Origin of the sequence: uncultured Aggregatibacter sp., from assembly GCF_901873365.1 — a bacterium.
In the GTDB taxonomy this organism is placed as follows: domain Bacteria; phylum Pseudomonadota; class Gammaproteobacteria; order Enterobacterales; family Pasteurellaceae; genus Aggregatibacter.
In genome coordinates, this window is the sequence record NZ_CABFLM010000115.1 from 26,053 (window position 1) to 43,413 (window position 17,361).

The 17,361-nt window shown below is 42.3% G+C and carries 14 protein-coding genes and 1 pseudogene; 6 read left to right on the forward strand and 9 right to left on the reverse strand.

Annotated features, from left to right (window positions below; genetic code table 11):
• Nucleotides 1-73: 73 nt before the first annotated feature.
• Nucleotides 74-347 (forward strand): annotated as a pseudogene (locus tag QZ106_RS09540) (phosphomannomutase CpsG); the annotation flags it as partial.
• Nucleotides 348-512: 165 nt separating this feature from the next.
• The gene (gene galU, locus QZ106_RS09545) at nucleotides 513-1,403 is read left to right on the forward strand and encodes a UTP--glucose-1-phosphate uridylyltransferase GalU (RefSeq protein WP_295976601.1); all 891 of its coding nucleotides are present in this window, start codon (nucleotides 513-515) and stop codon (nucleotides 1,401-1,403) included.
• A gap of 67 nt (nucleotides 1,404-1,470) precedes the next feature.
• Here galU and cpxA read toward each other — a convergent pair whose 3' ends face one another.
• From cpxA to yejK, 4 genes are all read right to left on the reverse strand, one after another.
• Complete coding sequence (cpxA, locus tag QZ106_RS09550; RefSeq protein ID WP_295976602.1) at nucleotides 1,471-2,898, reverse strand: envelope stress sensor histidine kinase CpxA; 1,428 nt, start codon at nucleotides 2,896-2,898, stop codon at nucleotides 1,471-1,473.
• Nucleotides 2,899-2,943: 45 nt separating this feature from the next.
• Nucleotides 2,944-3,642: a response regulator gene (locus QZ106_RS09555; protein ID WP_209363288.1), complete on the reverse strand. Its 699-nt coding sequence runs from the start codon at nucleotides 3,640-3,642 to the stop codon at nucleotides 2,944-2,946.
• 31 nt (nucleotides 3,643-3,673) lie between these two features.
• Nucleotides 3,674-4,090, reverse strand: coding sequence for an outer membrane protein assembly factor BamE (gene bamE, locus QZ106_RS09560; protein ID WP_295976603.1), 417 nt, complete (start codon nucleotides 4,088-4,090; stop codon nucleotides 3,674-3,676).
• Between the two features lie 65 nt (nucleotides 4,091-4,155).
• Nucleotides 4,156-5,178, reverse strand: a complete 1,023-nt coding sequence (gene yejK, locus QZ106_RS09565) for a nucleoid-associated protein YejK (protein ID WP_295976604.1) — start codon at nucleotides 5,176-5,178, stop codon at nucleotides 4,156-4,158.
• Nucleotides 5,179-5,303: 125 nt separating this feature from the next.
• On the opposite strand from yejK, the gene QZ106_RS09570 reads away from it, so the two are divergent.
• The 3 genes from QZ106_RS09570 (at nucleotide 5,304) to QZ106_RS09580 (ending at nucleotide 8,516) form a co-directional block, all read left to right on the forward strand.
• A complete protein-coding gene (locus tag QZ106_RS09570; RefSeq protein WP_021615186.1) occupies nucleotides 5,304-5,525 on the forward strand; it encodes a YejL family protein in 222 nt (73 codons plus the stop codon).
• Nucleotides 5,526-5,531: 6 nt separating this feature from the next.
• Nucleotides 5,532-7,271, forward strand: a complete 1,740-nt coding sequence (locus tag QZ106_RS09575; protein WP_295976605.1) for a DUF3413 domain-containing protein — start codon at nucleotides 5,532-5,534, stop codon at nucleotides 7,269-7,271.
• 255 nt (nucleotides 7,272-7,526) lie between these two features.
• Nucleotides 7,527-8,516, forward strand: coding sequence for an amidohydrolase family protein (locus QZ106_RS09580; protein WP_290521519.1), 990 nt, complete (start codon nucleotides 7,527-7,529; stop codon nucleotides 8,514-8,516).
• A gap of 614 nt (nucleotides 8,517-9,130) precedes the next feature.
• Here QZ106_RS09580 and QZ106_RS09585 read toward each other — a convergent pair.
• Nucleotides 9,131-10,975: an ABC transporter ATP-binding protein gene (locus tag QZ106_RS09585; RefSeq protein ID WP_295976606.1), complete on the reverse strand. Its 1,845-nt coding sequence runs from the start codon at nucleotides 10,973-10,975 to the stop codon at nucleotides 9,131-9,133.
• Between the two features lie 79 nt (nucleotides 10,976-11,054).
• Nucleotides 11,055-11,963: an AraC family transcriptional regulator gene (locus QZ106_RS09590; protein ID WP_295976607.1), complete on the reverse strand. Its 909-nt coding sequence runs from the start codon at nucleotides 11,961-11,963 to the stop codon at nucleotides 11,055-11,057.
• Between the two features lie 113 nt (nucleotides 11,964-12,076).
• Here QZ106_RS09590 and QZ106_RS09595 point away from each other — a divergent pair, with 113 nt between their 5' ends.
• Nucleotides 12,077-12,418, forward strand: a complete 342-nt coding sequence (locus QZ106_RS09595; RefSeq protein ID WP_033002463.1) for a carboxymuconolactone decarboxylase family protein — start codon at nucleotides 12,077-12,079, stop codon at nucleotides 12,416-12,418.
• Between the two features lie 129 nt (nucleotides 12,419-12,547).
• Here the strand turns inward: QZ106_RS09595 and nagE are convergent, their stop codons facing one another.
• The 3 genes from nagE to QZ106_RS09610 form a co-directional block, all read right to left on the reverse strand.
• Nucleotides 12,548-14,014 (reverse strand): N-acetylglucosamine-specific PTS transporter subunit IIBC, encoded by a 1,467-nt coding sequence (gene nagE, locus QZ106_RS09600; protein WP_295976608.1) that lies wholly within the window; start codon nucleotides 14,012-14,014, stop codon nucleotides 12,548-12,550.
• Between the two features lie 195 nt (nucleotides 14,015-14,209).
• Complete coding sequence (locus QZ106_RS09605; protein ID WP_295976609.1) at nucleotides 14,210-15,343, reverse strand: N-acetylneuraminate epimerase; 1,134 nt, start codon at nucleotides 15,341-15,343, stop codon at nucleotides 14,210-14,212.
• 115 nt (nucleotides 15,344-15,458) lie between these two features.
• Entirely contained in the window at nucleotides 15,459-17,309 is a 1,851-nt protein-coding gene (locus QZ106_RS09610; protein ID WP_295976610.1) for a TRAP transporter large permease subunit, read from the reverse strand.
• Nucleotides 17,310-17,361 lie beyond the last annotated feature (52 nt).

Below are 17,361 nucleotides of genomic sequence, written 5' to 3' on the forward strand. Positions count from 1 at the left end.
AGTTGAAGTCAGTCGGTGATAAGTCAATTGACTTGCCAAGAGCTTGCGGCGTCTATGTTTGTTCAAGTGAACTTCATAGGATATTGTTTATCGTATAGGTCGTGTATGTGGGTGGTTTTTTAGGCTCAAAATTATTGTCGTTGCCGGTGATGTTCGTTTAACGAGCGAAGAACTAAAAAATACGGTGACAAATGGATTATTGAATTCCGGTGTTAATGTAATTGATTTTGGTGAAACGGGGACAGAGGAAGTCTATTTTGCTACATCATTTTGAAAAAACAATGGCGGTATTAAACTGACTATAAAACAACAATCCGACTGAGTATATCGGACTTAAATGCGTGAAGCGTCATGCGTTAATCGTAGTTTAGAAGTATTACTTTCATAAGGTAAATTAACCTCAACTTGCAAACGAAAGATACGCTTTATTTCACCAGTAGAAATTCATAAAAAACTTACCGCACTTTTTTGAAGTGGAAAGGTGCGGTCTTTTTATATTAAGGAAAATAAATATGAAAGCAATTATTCCTGTGGCCGGCTTAGGCACACGTATGTTGCCTGCAACAAAGGCAATTCCAAAGGAAATGTTAACGCTGGTGGATAAACCACTTATTCAGTATGTTGTTAATGAATGTGTTGCTGCAGGTATTAAAGAAATTGTATTGGTTACCCACTCTTCTAAAAATGCTATAGAAAACCATTTTGATACCTCTTTCGAGTTGGAAACCATGTTAGAAAAACGGGTAAAACGCCAGCTCTTAGAAGAAGTTCGTTCTATTGTACCAAAAGATGTCACCATTATGCATGTTCGCCAAGGGAATGCAAAAGGCTTGGGGCATGCGGTATTATGTGGTCGTCCGTTAGTCGGTGATGAGTCTTTTGCGGTGATCTTACCGGATGTGTTATTGGCGGAATTTTCAGCGAATCAGAAAAAAGAAAATTTAGCAGTTATGTTAAAACGCTTCAATCAAACGAAAGCTAGCCAAATTATGGTCAGCCCTGTTGCACCGGAAGCCGTAAGTAGCTACGGTATTGCCGACTGCGGTGGCGTTGAAATTCCGCCGGGTGAAAGTGCGAAAATTAATAGCATTGTGGAAAAACCGAGTGTTGATGATGCGCCATCTAACTTAGCGGTCGTGGGGCGTTATGTGTTCTCCGCTGCCATTTGGGATTTATTGGAAAGAACACCGATTGGTGTTGGTGATGAAATTCAGTTAACTGATGCGATTGATATGTTAATTGAAAAAGAAACGGTGGAAGCGTTCCATATGACCGGTATTTCCTATGATTGTGGCGATAAAATTGGGTATATGAAAGCATTCGTAGAATATGGCTTACATCACAATAAACTGGGTAATGAGTTTAAATCTTACTTAAAAGCATTGACTTCATCATTTCAATAAGCCGTATTGTTTCGTCTAAATTGATTTATCCTGAAGATACTTAACCCAATCCGATGCCCGTTGTCAATTAAGCGTCAGATTGGGTTTTGTTATTTGTCGTAGCAGAATTTACTTCGCCGAGCCAAAGAGGAATACTTAAGGTGACGGTCAGTCCACCTAACCGACTTCGATTTGCCCGAACACGTCCATGATGACTTTTAATGGTATGTGCAACAATGGATAACCCTAAACCGGTTCCGCCGGTGGTTCGTGTTCTTGCTTCATCTACTCGATAAAAGGGTTTGAAAATTTTCTCGTATTCTTCTGCGGGTAATCCGGCGCCATCATCTTCTGTGAGAATCACTAATTCGTGGTTTTCAATATAGAAATGAATCACAATCTTAGAAGAAGTGTACTTTAAGGCATTTCTAATCACATTTTCGACCGCACTTTGAAGGAGTTCGAGATTGCCGTTGATGCGATAATTCTCCGGATGGAAAATATAGAGATTGCTAAGAAATAGAATTTTTTTCTGTTCGGCTTCAAACTCTGCATCTTCTAGTATGCCTTCCCATAAAGCAGCGATTTCAAAAATTTCTCTGCCTAAATGGCTATTGAGTTGTTGTCTTGATAATTGTAATAAGTCATTGATCATTTTATCTAAGCGTTGGGCTTCCGTATCAATACGCTGGATATTTTCATTTTCGCCTAATCGTCTTCTCAATAAAGCAGTTGCAAGCTGTAAGCGCGTTAATGGCGTTCGTAATTCATGTGAGATCGAGGAAAGTAATGTGCGCTGGTTATTTAAAACGTCTTCCAATGATTGTGTCATTCGATTAAAACTTTGCCCAACTTGACGTAATTCCAGTAGCCCTTTCTTCTCTAAGTTTTTATCGATGGTTAAATATCCCATTGCAACAGCATTTGCGGCTTGTTGTAAATTGCGTATCGGTCCGCCAATACTTTGTGAAAGCCACCACAATAGAGGCGAGGAAATCAGAATGACTAAAATAATCAGAAAAATAGGACGTTCGAAAACATAAGTGAGGATTTCTTTTTGTGCACTGATTCGATTAATAAAAAAGCATTGATACATTGCGTCTTGTTCGCTTAGTTTAATCGGAAAAGGGCCTACGATTTGGGAATTGCCATAAATCCGCTTTAACGGTTTTACTTGAACAGGGTTACTGAACATGAATTGTCTAATGGCTTTTTCTTCCTCCGGTAACATTCCTAGAAGTTGACCGCTATGAGAGACTAATATCGGGTGATCACTAAAAAATTCAGCCGGAAAGATAATATCGCCATTGAGTAATTTTGAAAATTGATCATGCTGAATGGCGGATTCAATTTTATTCTCATATCGATGAATTTCATTTTCTTTTAAATTGGAATAAACATGTGCATCAAAATAGGGAAGAAGAAAAATGAAAAGTAACAAGATAAATAAAGTCAGCCAGAAAAAGAGAAAGATCCGGATAGTCAGAGAATTAAATGTAAACTTTTGCTTTTGCATAATTTTAAAATGAAAAAAGGCTATATCAATATAGCCCTAGAGGATTTATTGTTTTTCAGTGATTAATAAATACCCACGCCCCCTTAAGGTCTTCATCCATTGTAAGCCATCTGAACGGGGAGGTAATTTTTTGCGTAAATTAGACATATGCATGTCAATTGAGCGGTCAAATGAAGCCAGTTTTTTTCCAAGCACTTCAACGCTTAAGACTTCTTTAGGCACAATAATACCGGGATTTTTAATCAAGTGGAGCAGCAAGGCAAACTCGGTTCCGGTGAGCTCTAAATCCTGATCACCGGCGAGCACTTGTTGTCTTCCCGGATATAACGTAATACCGGCAAATTCAATTTTCTCAACATCAGTCTGTGTCGCCATTTTATTGGCTTGATCGACGCGTCTTAAGATCGCTTTAATTCGTGCGATCAACTCTCGATCATTAAAAGGCTTAGGAAGATAATCATCCGCACCAAGTTCTAGTCCTACTATGCGATCAATTTCATCGCCACGCGCGGTTAGCATAATCACCGGCGTCGAAAAGTTTTTTCTGATTTGTTGTAGGGTTTCGATGCCGTTTAGAACAGGCATCATGACATCGAGTAATACTAAGTCGTAGGTTCTATCAAGTGCTGTTAGCGCCTCTCTACCGTTGCGTACGACATTAACTTCAAACCCTTCCAATTCTAATAATTGCGATAAAAGATCCGTTAATTCTGCATCGTCATCAACAAGTAAAATTTTTGCCATAACAATCCCCTGATTCATGGTTTATTGCGAATTATTTTTTGCCGAATTGCCACCAACGTTTTTTCGGCGCTTCAGGCGCATTAATAATCGTGTTATTTGGGGCTGCTTGCTCTTCATTCGGTAATGGTTTATCTAAATCAAAGTGGCTCACGGTGCCTTTTTGATCGAAATTAACCACTAACGTATGTTGCTCCGGCGTTTCGTAGGCTTTTTGTTGTAAGAAAACATAGTACCAAGTATTGCTACTGTATGGATCAACCAACACCGGCGTGCCTAGTAAATATTGAACTTGTTGAGTTGTCATACCGGTTTTGAGTTGTGCTACGCTGGAGGCTTGTAAGTAATTGCCTTGTGGCACATCAATACGATAGACCACTTTGTTGATTCTGGAACAAGCGGTCACGCTCAATGCAAAAATTAATGTGGTGACAATAAATTTGAATTGCATTTTTGCCTTTTATCCTCTGTAAATAATGAAAAATGATGATACCGAAAGTTTAATTAATTGCCAAATTAATTCTCTTCTTTTAGCCGGCGTTGTAATTGATCCCGCAAGTTTGGCGGCAATCCTTTAATCGTCAACGTATCGGTAGTTTCATCCCAAAGAATGCGTTGATTTAGCAATTCCGCATCAAAACTGATGGTGATGCCTTTGCCAGAACCGGAAAATTTGGTTAACGATTTAAGTGCGGTGCGAATTGGTGGAATACTGTCTTCCAATCCATAGTTTTGTTCTTGTGCGAATGCAACAAAAGGTTGCTGATTGAGTGTTGGTAACGTATCGGAAAGTTCCGTCAACGTAATTTCCTCACCGCTATTTATTTGATCTTTACAGTATTCAAACACCTGCTTTTTCACGGCTTGGGTTTGTTCTGAATTGAGTTCGCCTTGTACGCAGTAATCACTCACCGCTTGTAATAAGCATTGGTTTTGTACTTGTGGATTGAGCCCTTCTTCTGCGCCTAAGAAATCCATAAAAAAATCGGCGATCTTGCGTCCTACGCGCCCTTTAATAAAGGTGAGATAACGATTGGAATTGGCATTGAGTTGTAAATCCGTCAAATTAATGCGAGCAGCAATGTCAAATTGGGTAATATCCAAATATTCCGTGCGTTGAATTTCCAGTTGATCGTTGACTAACATACTGACACGACTGTCCAACAGCGCAATAAATAAGTAATCGGTCGCCAAGAAATTATATTGGCATAACACTAACGTACCGCTGTCGGCAAAGTGATATTTCCCCAATTCGGCAAGCAATAAATGAGTTGCTTCATGGCTGAATGGCAGAAAATCCAGTTCATTTTCCAACAATCGGTTAAGGCATTGGGCAAACATCGAAGATTCTTGAAACACGCCGTATGCTTTGGCTTTATTTTGATAACCCTGATGTAATTGCAACATCATTTGCTCTACTTCAGGGGTGATGGTTAATAATTGTTCACGCAGAACACAGCTTAATGGTGGCAGATTGTCGCCTTCCGGTTCCGCCTTGATAATTTGATGAAGAATAATTTGTTTAACTGTAATGCTCATAAAATCACCTTAAAAAACGCCTGCTATTATAACCGCACTTTTTAACAGAACTAACAAAATATGTTAGGATTAGCCCAATTATCGGTTAATATACGTAACGCTTTACATTAATTGGCTAATCAAACATGGCAATTCAATCAAAATATCAAGATAAACAAATAGATGCAATTTTAAACGACATGATCGCAGTGCTTGAAAAACACCAAGCGCCATTGGATTTATCCTTAATTGTTTTAGGCAATATGACCACCAATTTGCTCACCGGCAGCTTGGGGAAACAACAGCAAAAGGTGCTGGCACAAGCCTTTTCTGAGGCACTACTCAATTCCATTAACACAGCGAAATAATTGGCAATGTGGAAATTCAACAGCAGACAATATCGTGAAGAAACCTCACAAAAGATTTCGTGGGGGCACTGGTTTGCTTTTTTTAATATTCTTTGGGCGATTTTTATCGGTGCCCGCTATGCGTTTATTATTGACTGGCCGGATACGCTCTTTGGCAAAATTTACTTTTTCATCAGCTTATTAGGGCATTTTAGTTTCATTGTATTCGCCTTTTATTTGTTGGTGATCTTCCCCCTCAGTTTTATCGTGAAAAACCACCGCACTTTTCGCGGACTCACAGTCATTCTTGCTACGATTGGTAACACGTTATTATTAGTTGATACAGAAGTTTTTGTGCGGTTTAACCTGCATTTGTCTTCCCTTGTTTGGAATTTGTTGGTGAACCCGGAAAACGGTGAATTGTCACGCAACTGGCAACTGTTCTTTACGCCGATGCCGTTGATTTTATTAGTGCAAATGTTGTTTTCCCGCTGGTCTTGGCAAAAGTTGCGTAGTTTGGAGCGACAAAAATGGTTAAGAGGTGTTGGTGTCTTTTTTGTTTGCACTTTCATTGCCACCCATCTGATTTATGCGTGGGCGGACGCTTATTTATATCGTCCGATTACGATGCAGCGTTCCAATTTCCCGCTGTCTTATCCGATGACGGCGCGCTCTTTCTTGGAAAAACATGGCTTTATCAATAAGCAAGAATATTCCCAACGCTTAGAACAAGAAGGGCGTTTAGATGCATTAGCGATTAACTACCCGAGAAACCCATTGCTTTTTGAGGCACCGCAAGAAAAGACCAATGTGCTGCTGATTACGGTTTCCGGCTTACGTTATGATGCCGTTGATATGGAAACTATGCCGAATTTGGAGGCGTTTGCACAACATTCAACGCAATTTACCAACCATTACAGTAGCGGCAATAATAACAATGCCGGCTTAACCGGGTTATTTTACGGATTGAACGCGAGCTATACAGACAGCCTGCTCAGCAATAAAACCCCTTCCGTTTTGGTTGAACGTTTTGCACAACAACAATACGTACAAGGCTTATTTTCTGCGAATAAATTTGATAATGCGGTTTTCCGTCGTGCGATTTATCCGAAAGCGAAATTAAGCGGTGATAATAGCAACCAAGCTGCGGTGCAGTCCTTTAAACGTTGGTTGGATTCCGCTAAAAAACAGGAAAAACCATTTTGGGGTTATTTGAGTTTAAATATTGAACCCAATTTGACGCAAGATAAGTATCAGCAACAGCTTGCTAAACTAGACGAACTCTTCGGGCAACTCTTGCCGGAATTAGATTTGCCGAACACGATTGTGGTGATTACTGCAGAGCATGGGTATCGTTTCAACACATTGACAGAAAAAGAAGAAATCAATGATTTCTCTCGTGATGAAGTGCAGGTGCCAATGATTGTGCACTGGCAGAGTTTGCCGGCAACAAAAATCACCAAATTAACTGCCCATGTGGATTTATTGCCGGCATTGATGAAACACGTTTTCAACGTGAAAAATCCGATCAGGGATTATGCGCAAGGGCGTGATTTATTCGATTTGAAACAGGCAACGGATTGGGTCTTAGTCTCCAATTATCGTTGGAATGTGATTATTCAGCCGGACGGCACGCAATATCATATTGATACGCGCGGAAACTATCAAAAATATGACCGCACTTATCAGAAGATTTCATCGGAGAGACCGCCATTAGGCTTGTTCTTGGAAGTGTTTAATCAAGATCGATCATTTTTAGAGAAATGATTAAAAATGTGCCTAACTAATAGCCAGAATCAATTATATTTTTGTGCCGCCGGGTTTTATACTAGCGCGCAATTTCATTAGGACAAATACGATGTTATTAATTAAAAATCTGCGAATTTTTTATAACATTATCTGTTATTTCAATGCATTGTCATTGAACGCCTGCCTATTTTCAATTAATACGAAATCCTCTTTTATGAGGATTTTTTTCTATTTGCTCCCTGCCTATCCTTTAAATTTACTTATGGAGTCACTATGACGAAAAGTCACGTTCGTAGTTTTAAAACTTATATTCGAGATGAGATTATTAAAAAAGGCGGCTGGGTGAATGCGCATGCGCATGCGGATCGTGCCTTTACCATGACACCGGAAAAAATCGGTATTTATCAAAGCTGTAATTTACAACAAAAATGGGATTTGGTGGATGAGGTGAAGCGTACCTCTTCGGTGGATGACTACTATGCCCGTTTTTGTCAATCAATTGAATTGATGATTTCCCAAGGAGTGACGGCTTTCGGTACGTTTGTGGACATTGACCCGGTGTGTGAAGACCGAGCGATTATCGCCGCCCACAAGGCTCGTGAAGTCTATAAGCATGACATCGTATTGAAATTTGCTAACCAAACCTTAAAAGGCGTGATTGAGCCAACGGCACGTAAATGGTTTGACATCGGTTCCGAGATGGTGGATATGATTGGCGGCTTACCATACCGTGATGAGTTGGATTATGGACGTGGTTTGGAAGCCATGGATATTTTATTGGATACCGCCAAATCACGCGGCATTATGTGTCATGTTCACGTGGATCAATTTAATTCACCGACAGAAATTGAAACGGAGCAACTGTGTGACAAAACCATTGAACACGGTATGCAAGGACGCGTGGTTGCTATTCACGGCATCTCCATTGGATCGCATTCCAAAGACTATCGTTATCGCCTCTATGAAAAAATGCGCCAAGCACAAATGATGATGATTGCTTGCCCGATGGCATGGATTGACAGTAATCGTAAAGAAGAACTCATGCCGTTCCACAATGCGTTAACACCGGCCGATGAAATGATTCCGGAAGGCATTACGGTGGCGATTGGTACGGATAATATTTGTGACTACATGGTGCCGTTGTGCGAAGGGGATATGTGGCAGGAGTTGAGCTTATTGGCTGCCGGTTGTCGTTTCCCGGATTTAGACGCCATGGTGAATATTGCCAGTATCAACGGCCGTAAAGTATTAGGCATTGATTAATACAAAACAAAATACCGAGCCATCATACTCGGTATTTTGTTTTTAAAGTGCGGTCGCTTTTTTAAATGTTTTTAATCCGTATGTTCACTCAAAAAACCACCACTTTGGTGCTGCCATAATTTGGCATAGAACCGTAGCGTGCAACTTGTTGCATGAAATCATGAATGCCAGAAAGCGTTAAATAACGTTCCGTACGTAATTTGGTCGTGCATCAAGATGCACGCTACGAACGAAATCATGAATTATACATCGAGTTTAATGTTAATCATTTGTGCAATAAAATACCGAGCCATCATACTCGGTATTTTGTTTTTAAAGTGCGGTCGCTTTTTTAAATGTTTTTAATCTGTATGCCCACTCAAGAAGCCACCACTTTGGTGCTGTCATAATTTGGTATAGAACCGTAGCGTGCAACTTGTTGCACGAAATCATGAATGCCCGAAAGCGTTAAATAACGTTCCTTGCGTAATTTGGTCGTGCATCAAGATGCACGCTACAAACGAAATCACGAATTATACATTGAGGTTAATGTTAATAATCATTTGTGCAATAAAATACCGAGCCATCATGCTCGGTATTTTGTTTTTAAAGTGCGGTCATTTTTTTAAATGTTTTTAATCCGTATGCCCACTCAGGAAGCCGCCGCTTTGGTGCTGCCATAATTTGGCATAAAGACCGTTTTGTGCGAGTAATTCGGCATGGGTACCTTGCTCTACGATTTGTCCGTGATCCAACACAATCAGACGATCCATCGCGGCAATCGTAGATAAACGGTGCGCGATGGCGATGACCGTTTTATTTTCCATCATTTTATCCAAACTTTCTTGGATTGCCGCTTCCACTTCGGAATCCAGCGCACTGGTGGCTTCGTCCAATAACAAAATCGGCGCATCTTTTAGCATCACGCGGGCAATGGCGATACGTTGACGTTGCCCACCGGAGAGTTTCACGCCACGCTCACCAACGTGCGCATCATAACCTTTGCGTCCCTGCGCATCGCTTAAAAACGGAATAAAATCCGCCGCTTCTGCACGCGCCGCCGCATCAAACATTTCCTGCTCGGTGGCACTTGGTCTGCCGTACACGATGTTATCACGCACGGAACGGTGCAATAACGACGTATCTTGCGTCACTAAGCCAATTTGACTACGCAGGCTTTCTTGGCTGACATCTAACACGTTTTGTCCATCAATGGTAATGGAGCCATGCTGGGCCTCATAGAAACGTAATAATAAATTCACAATGGTAGATTTACCCGCGCCGGAACGCCCGATTAAGCCCACTTTTTCACCCGGTTTAATGGTTAAATTAAAATGGCTCAATAAAGGTTTTGCCGGATCATAGGCAAAGCTCAGGTCATTGAATTTAATCTCACCCTGCGTCACTTTTAATGGCAGGCAATTCGGCTTATCCAAAATAGTCTGCGGCTTAGTCAGCGTATTCATACCGTCATTTACCGTACCGATATTTTCAAACAAGCGTGCCGATTCCCACATAATCCAACGGGACAAGCCATGAACACGCAACGCCATTGCGGTGGACGTGGCAATGGCGCCGACACCGACCAGCCCTTGTTGCCATAGTAGTACACCAATGATCGCGGTACTTAGAATCAGCACGACATTATTGATGTAAGTTAAGCTATCTAACGATGTCGCCAAACGCATTTGGGCGTGCACCGTGACCATAAATTCTTCCATAGAACGTTTAGCATAACTTGCTTCTCGATCACCATGGGAAAAGAGTTTCACCGTAGCAATATTGGAATAGGCATCGGTGATTCGTCCTGTCATTAATGAACGGGCATCTGCCTGACGTTCAGCAGTTTTGGCAAGACGGGGAATTAACAAACGCAAAATGGTGATAAACAGCACAATCCAAACGAAGAAAGGCACAAGGAACCAACTATCTAATGAGGCCAACACCAAGCCTGAGGTCACAAAATACACCACCACATAAACCAACATATCGGCGATGGTCAGCACCGTATCGCGCACCGCTAAAGCTGTCTGCATAACTTTGGCAGACACCCGTCCGGCAAATTCGTCTTGGTAAAAACTTAAACTTTGTCCCAACATCAGGCGATGGAAATTCCAGCGCAAACGCATCGGGAACACGCCTTGTAAGGTTTGTAAACGCACTGCAGAGGCTAAAAATAACCACATAATGCTAAAGACCAACAAGCCGCCCATCCCCATGAGTAAATGGCCTTTTTCCTGCCATAAGGTTGCTGGGGTATAAGCCCCCAACCAATCCACCAATAAGCCCATAAATTGGAACAACATGGCTTCCATCACGCCGTTTCCGATCGTCAGCACCGCTAACAGCAAAATCCAACCTTTCATTCCTTCGATGCTCGACCAAATAAAGCGGAACAACCCTTTATCCGGTGTTTTCGGCGCTTGGTCGGGATAGGGATTCAAGCGATGCTCAAACCAACTAAAAATTTTATTTAACATGTCCTCTTTCCTTAAAAATAAAAGGCAACCACGCTGTTGCCTCAATAGAATACATTATAGCGTAAAATGCCAATATCACCTAAACCTGTTCGGCCTTTCGATATTGACTTGGGGTCATGCCATACAGTGCTTTAAAGGCTTTGCTAAAATGCGCTTCCGATTGATAGCCCACCTCTAATGCCACCGACAAAATATTTTTTTGTGTTTTATTTAACAATAACGCTGCTTCTTGCAAACGCAGTTGCGTTAAGAATTTGCCTGGTGCCATACCGATTTTTTGCTGAAATACCCGTATGAAATTCGCCCGTGACATCGCAGCCAACGCTGCCAAAGCATCCATATTCCACGCCTGTTGCGGCGCATTAAATAACTGCTCTAATACCTTGCCTAAGCGCTTGTCTTGTAACCCGGCAAATAATCCGCAATGAAGCAGATTGGCTTGTAGTCCGTGGCGTAAAATATAAATAAATAACACAGTAACTAAGGCATCCATCAGCGATTTTGCACCGCTTTGATGATTATCCGCCTCCTGTTGCATTAAGCGAATCAGCGGCTGCACCGGGGTGTCATTAAGCGATAAATGCAAATATTCCGGCAACGAATCAATAAGCAGGGAGGGTTTGCTGTAATAAAACAAACCGCAGAACATTTTCAAATCTGCCGAATTCTGCCCAATGCTATACACTTTAAACAACGTAGAGCGGTTATCTTGGGCATGGGGCACATTATTTTCCGACAAATTCTGTGCCTGTCCGGCAATTAAGTGCGGTCGATTTTGCGGGAGAAAAAAGATATCGCCCGCTTGCAAATGAATTTGTTTTTTATCTAGCGTGAGCCAACATTCGCCCTGCTCAATCAAGTGAAATGCACCCACATATTGATTTTCGGCGATATTCGGTTGAATTTGCCACTGCCCTTGAAACAGGCAGCGAATATTCACTTCACCGCTCACCTGTGCCAGCTGAATAAGTTTATCTAAACAGTCCATAATGAGATTTTACGCATAAAAGTTAAGACGAATGAACAAGTATGATAGACGAATTTGCCTATAATTTGTTGCGAAATTTAAATGGATTCCAACCCAACTTAAGGAGAAAAATCATGTTTGCAGATTGGAAAAATGATGTTGCCCACGTAAAAAAATCATTCGGCGAATTAGGTAAAAAACATCCGAAAATGTTACAAGCCTACGGTGCACTAGGCGCAGCCGCAGCAGAAGGCAATGTTTTAGATGTGAAAACCCGTGAATTAATCGCCCTTGCCGTAGCTGTGACCACCCGTTGCGAAAGCTGTATCGGTGTACACGCTGCCGAAGCGGTAAAAGCCGGTGCAACTGAAGAAGAAGTGGCTGCCGCATTAGCGATGTCTATCGCATTAAATGCAGGTGCAGCTTACACCTATTCTTTACGCGCATTAGAAGCTTATAATACGCAAAAAGACTAAGCATTTATTAGGAACTTTATATGATTGGCACCCTTCCGTTAAGGGTGCCATTTTTTTTAGAGAGCGCTCGTCTGATAAATTGTGTTACAACATCAATTTAAACACGTTCGTTGTTTAATATGATTTGCACTATTTCACTTTCGCCTTAATGGCTTCTGCAACCAATTCCGCTTCTGTTCCCAAAATGACTTGTAAACCATCATTACCCAGTTTGACGTTGCCTTTAGAGCCGAGCGATTTTAATTGTTCTTCGTTGATCTTATTGCGATCCACTAAAGTTAAACGTAAACGCGTAATACAAGCGTCAATCGTTTTAAAGTTATCTGCACCGCCTAAAGCGTCGATAAATTTAACCGCTCTTTCTTCACGAGAGTGATTGTGTTCGCTTGCTTCTTCTTTTGGCTCTTCAGATTCTTCGGTACGACCGATAGTTTTTAAGTTGAAGGCTTGGATAGCAAAGCGGAAAACAACGTAGTAAATGGTGAAGAAGACTAAGCCTTGTACCAATAACATGTACCAGTCAACGGCTAATGGGTTGCGTGAGGACAACACCATATCCACTAAACCGGCGCTGAAGCCGAAGCCTGCAATCCAGTGCATACTTGCTGCGATAAACACGGAAATACCGGTTAATAGCGCGTGTAATACATAAAGAATCGGTGCCACGAACATGAAGGAGAATTCAAGCGGTTCGGTGATACCGGTGAAGAAGGAAGCAAAGGCGCCCGCCAACATGATGGAAGCGACTTTCACTTTTTGGCTTGGTTTTGCACATTGGTAAATCGCCAATGCCGCACCCGGTAAACCGAACATCATGACCGGGAAGAAACCGGCTTGGTACATACCGGTGACGCCTACCGTAGCAGTGCCTTCAGCGATGGATTTTGCACCACCTAAGAAGTTAGGAATGTCGTTAATGCCTGCTACGTCAAACCAGAATACCGAGTTTAACGCGTGGTGTAAGCCAACCGGAATTAATAGACGGTTGAAGAAACCGTAAATACCCGCACCCACAGCGCCTAAATCTTTGATGGATTCACCGAAAGACACTAGTGCGTTGAAGATGTAAGGCCATACATAAAGCAGAATGAAAGAAAGTGCAATCATGGCGAAAGAGACCACGATTGGGACCAAACGTTTTCCGCTGAAGAAGGACAGGGCTTTTGGCAACTCTACTTGATAGAAACGGTTGTAAAGTTCAGCAGAAAGCACACCGATTAAGATCCCGATAAATTGGTTATTGATTTTACCGAAAGCGGCAGGCACTTGGCTTGGATCGATATGTTGTAATTGGGCTACACCACCCGGTGCGAGTAGGGTGGTCACGACATAGTAACCCACTAAACCGGAAAGAGCGGCTGAGCCGTGTTTGTCTTTGGATAAACCGAAAGCCACGCCCACGGCAAATAATAAGCCCATGTTGTCGATGATGGCAGCCCCGGATTTGATGAGCAAGGCTGCAAGTTGGCTATTCGCCCCCCAACCGTCCGGGTCTAGCCAATAACCGATCCCCATTAGTACAGCGGCTGCCGGTAATACGGCAACCGGTACCATTAAGGCTTGCCCGATTTTTTGGGCATAACTGAGAATACTCATAAGAACTCCTTTAATTTTTTGATTCATAAAATAATTTTTGAGGTCTGCTTAGCATAGCGCGAGAGGATTTCGCTTTTCAAATGAAAACTTTCGTATTTGTGAGAGCTATCACGAATCTGTTGGCACGATGCTTAACTTAAAAACAAAATAACGGATCAAGCACGCTTAATCCGTTAATTTGAAACCCAAAGAAGATTATTCTACTTTTAATTGTTTGCCGTCATAGCTTATGCTTTGAACAGAGGTTAACGCTTTGCCACCATCGGTTTCACCACCAATGAGCAATACTTTGTTGTCATAAGATACGGCAACACCGTAACCGATGCCTACCGGCAATTCGCCAATGATGTTCCATTTGCCGTTATTTAACGTATAAATGTCTTTATGCCAGGCTTTGCTTAAGCCTTGGTGAGCGTGAAGTTTTCCTTCTTTAAATTGTTTTACGGAACCCGGGAAGTTTGCACCACCGGTGACTAAGTAATGACCGTGGCTATAACCCGCCATCGCCCCAGCCAAACCGTCTTGACTTTGATCTTTCGGTGCCGGTAAGTCAGGTAAGTTTTTCCATTGCACACCTTTGTCGGTAAATTTACCTGAGTGGGTTTCTGCTGTACGCAAGCCCGGTTTGATTTCACCGTTCACGACAATTAAATCATCACCTTGAATGGTAAATGCCGCACCGGCACGACCGGAGAAGGGGACGAGACCTTCGTTGCGCCATTTATTGGTAGATGGCTCATAGCTTAACAATTCGGTTGTGAAGAAATAGTCTTCAGGACGTTGTTCAAAATACGCTTTGGTGATTTCGTCTTTTTTCGCTTTGTCTTCACCGGCTGCAACAATGTCTTGGAAGAAACCGTTGAAAATAGACAAGTTAGAACCGCCCACGATATACACTTTGTCACCATGTGATGCGCCGGTAGAACCGACTAAACCGCGTGGTGAACGGGTGGGTAATTTGCTCCAAGTATTATCAGCCGGGTTATAGCTGTAAGCATCGTTGACGAATTGTAATTCGCCTTTTTCATTTTTTTGTAATCCGCCGAATACATATAATTTGCCGTCAACAGCCGCAGCCACCGGTTGGTTACGGTCACCGCCCGGGAATGCGGCGATTTCTTTCCATTGGGCGTTCGGTTTTTTTAAATCTAACGCATAGAATTTATCACCGCCTGTACCTAAGCCCACATAAACAGTGTCGCCAATTAACGCACCGGCACCGCTTTTAATACCCACCGGTAAATCCGGATAAGCAGCCGCTTGCGCTGTCGCAGCAAAAGTGGTTGCAGCAAAGAAGAGTGCAGCTAATGTTGTTTTTTGAAATTTCATAATAAACCTCGTTTGGAGTGATTTGGGCTATTCGTCAACGGCAGAATAGGTCTTTTATATGTATAAGAAAGTGCGGTTCAAATTTACTGCGTTTTGCAACCGCACTTTTAGGTTCCTAAGGTATTAACAAATTCGGAATGAATGTGATGATACTTGGGAAGATGGTGATTAACACCAAGGTCACGAAAATCGGGATTAAGAATGGTAATACGCCTTTCGTTACGGTGGACACGGACATGTTACCCACACGTGCGACCACGAATAATGCCATTCCCATCGGTGGGGTTAAGATACCGATCATCATGTTCAAGGTTGTCATAACACCGAAGAACACAAGGTCGATACCGAATTGCATGGCGATTGGAATTAACATTGGCAAGACAAGGAATTGTAATGCTAAGGCATCAATGAACATCCCGAGGAACAATAACAAGGCATTGATCATGACTAACACCATTAACGGAGAATCCGCCACGGCAACGAAGACGTCTGCAATACGCATTGCCACTTGTTCACGGGCGATCATGTCGCCGAAGAAGGTCACCGTCATAATCATTAATGCAACAACACCAGTAATGGACATCGCTTCCACGCAGCTGTTGAACAGCATTTTCAAAGTTAATTCTTTATAGACGAATTTACCGATAATGACGGAGTAGGCAGCTGCAACCACCGCAGATTCTGTCGGGCTGAATAAGCCGGAGAAGATCCCGCCGATAATCAATAATGGGGTTAAAATTGCCCAGAATGCTCTTTTGAATGACGTGCAAAGTTCTTCACGGGTCGCTTTTGGTGTTCTTGGATAACCACGTTTTTTGGAAATGTAGTAGTTCATTGCCATGAGGGCGATGGTGACTAATACACCCGGTACGAAGCCGGCAATAAAGAGTTTTGCGATGGATTCGTTTGCGATAACACCGTAAATGATCATGGCAATACTTGGTGGAACCAATGGACCGATGATACAAGAGGCTGCTGTGATACCGCCGCAGATGTCATCATCATAACCTGCATCGCGCATGGCTTTGATTTCTAATTGACCTAAACCACCCGCATCGGCAAGTGCAGAACCGGACATGCCGGAGAACAACAAGCTTGCACCGATGTTAACGTGTCCCATACCACCGGTGTAGTGACCCAGTAAGGCTTTGGCGAAGTTAAAGATACGTTCGGTGATACCGCCGGTGTTCATTAAAATCCCGGTAAGAATATAGAACGGCACAGCAAGGAGTGGGAAGCTATTCAAACTCATGGTGAGTTTTTCAGAAGCCGCATTTACCACGTTCCAACGGGTCATGGAGAAGTAAAGTAGGGTAGTGATAAATAATGACCAACCTACCGGTACGCCCAAGAACATGATGACTAACCAGAAGAGCAATGCCACATACACGGCATTAGAACCAAATTTAACATATTCGGTTACGCGTAAAACTTTGTACCAATCTGGTGCTAAGAACAAAATACCCAATAAAACGACCGCACTTACGATAAAGAAGGTTGCCGGTAAATAGCTTTTGTTTTGTTTGAAGTTGTCTGCTTGCGCTTGGAAGAAGCGAACGAGCATTAATACGGCAATGATTGGTAAAGAGGCATAAATCCATTTTTCAGAAATACCGCCTAACGCATCAATCGGGAAACTGGCACCTAAATAGGTTTTGATACCAAAGTGGATAAAGAAAATCACACCGAGGAAAATCACGATTTGTACGAATGTATTGGTGATTTTTTTGACTGCCGGTGGCATTAAGTTAGTCAAGAAGTCGATATAAACGTGCTCTTGTTTTCTGACGGCAACGCTAATGCCGAGCATACCGACATAAACGAACAGCAATTTGGCAAGTTCTTCACTCCAAATTAATGGGGAGTGGAAAGCTTGTCTGAATAGAATTTGCAAAACAAGAATGCAGAATATCACGAGGAATAGTGCCCCACCGATCCATTCTTCGAGTTTATTAAAGATTTTCATATTCAACTCCGTTGAATAATAAAGGAGAGAAAAAGCGTGCCTGCCGAAACAG

Bases quoted from the DNA above. Each gene is read 5' to 3' on its own strand.
- QZ106_RS09605 (WP_295976609.1), bottom strand. From the start codon at position 15,343: ATGAAATTTCAAAAAACAACATTAGCTGCACTCTTCTTTGCTGCAACC.
- nagE (WP_295976608.1), bottom strand. From the start codon at position 14,014: ATGAGTATTCTCAGTTATGCCCAAAAAATCGGGCAAGCCTTAATGGTA.
- bamE (WP_295976603.1), bottom strand. From the start codon at position 4,090: ATGCAATTCAAATTTATTGTCACCACATTAATTTTTGCATTGAGCGTG.
- QZ106_RS09590 (WP_295976607.1), bottom strand. From the start codon at position 11,963: ATGGACTGTTTAGATAAACTTATTCAGCTGGCACAGGTGAGCGGTGAA.
- QZ106_RS09595 (WP_033002463.1), top strand. From the start codon at position 12,077: ATGTTTGCAGATTGGAAAAATGATGTTGCCCACGTAAAAAAATCATTC.
- QZ106_RS09555 (WP_209363288.1), bottom strand. From the start codon at position 3,642: ATGGCAAAAATTTTACTTGTTGATGACGATGCAGAATTAACGGATCTT.
- QZ106_RS09575 (WP_295976605.1), top strand. From the start codon at position 5,532: ATGTGGAAATTCAACAGCAGACAATATCGTGAAGAAACCTCACAAAAG.
- QZ106_RS09610 (WP_295976610.1), bottom strand. From the start codon at position 17,309: ATGAAAATCTTTAATAAACTCGAAGAATGGATCGGTGGGGCACTATTC.
- QZ106_RS09580 (WP_290521519.1), top strand. From the start codon at position 7,527: ATGACGAAAAGTCACGTTCGTAGTTTTAAAACTTATATTCGAGATGAG.
- yejK (WP_295976604.1), bottom strand. From the start codon at position 5,178: ATGAGCATTACAGTTAAACAAATTATTCTTCATCAAATTATCAAGGCG.
- QZ106_RS09570 (WP_021615186.1), top strand. From the start codon at position 5,304: ATGGCAATTCAATCAAAATATCAAGATAAACAAATAGATGCAATTTTA.
- QZ106_RS09585 (WP_295976606.1), bottom strand. From the start codon at position 10,975: ATGTTAAATAAAATTTTTAGTTGGTTTGAGCATCGCTTGAATCCCTAT.
- cpxA (WP_295976602.1), bottom strand. From the start codon at position 2,898: ATGCAAAAGCAAAAGTTTACATTTAATTCTCTGACTATCCGGATCTTT.
- galU (WP_295976601.1), top strand. From the start codon at position 513: ATGAAAGCAATTATTCCTGTGGCCGGCTTAGGCACACGTATGTTGCCT.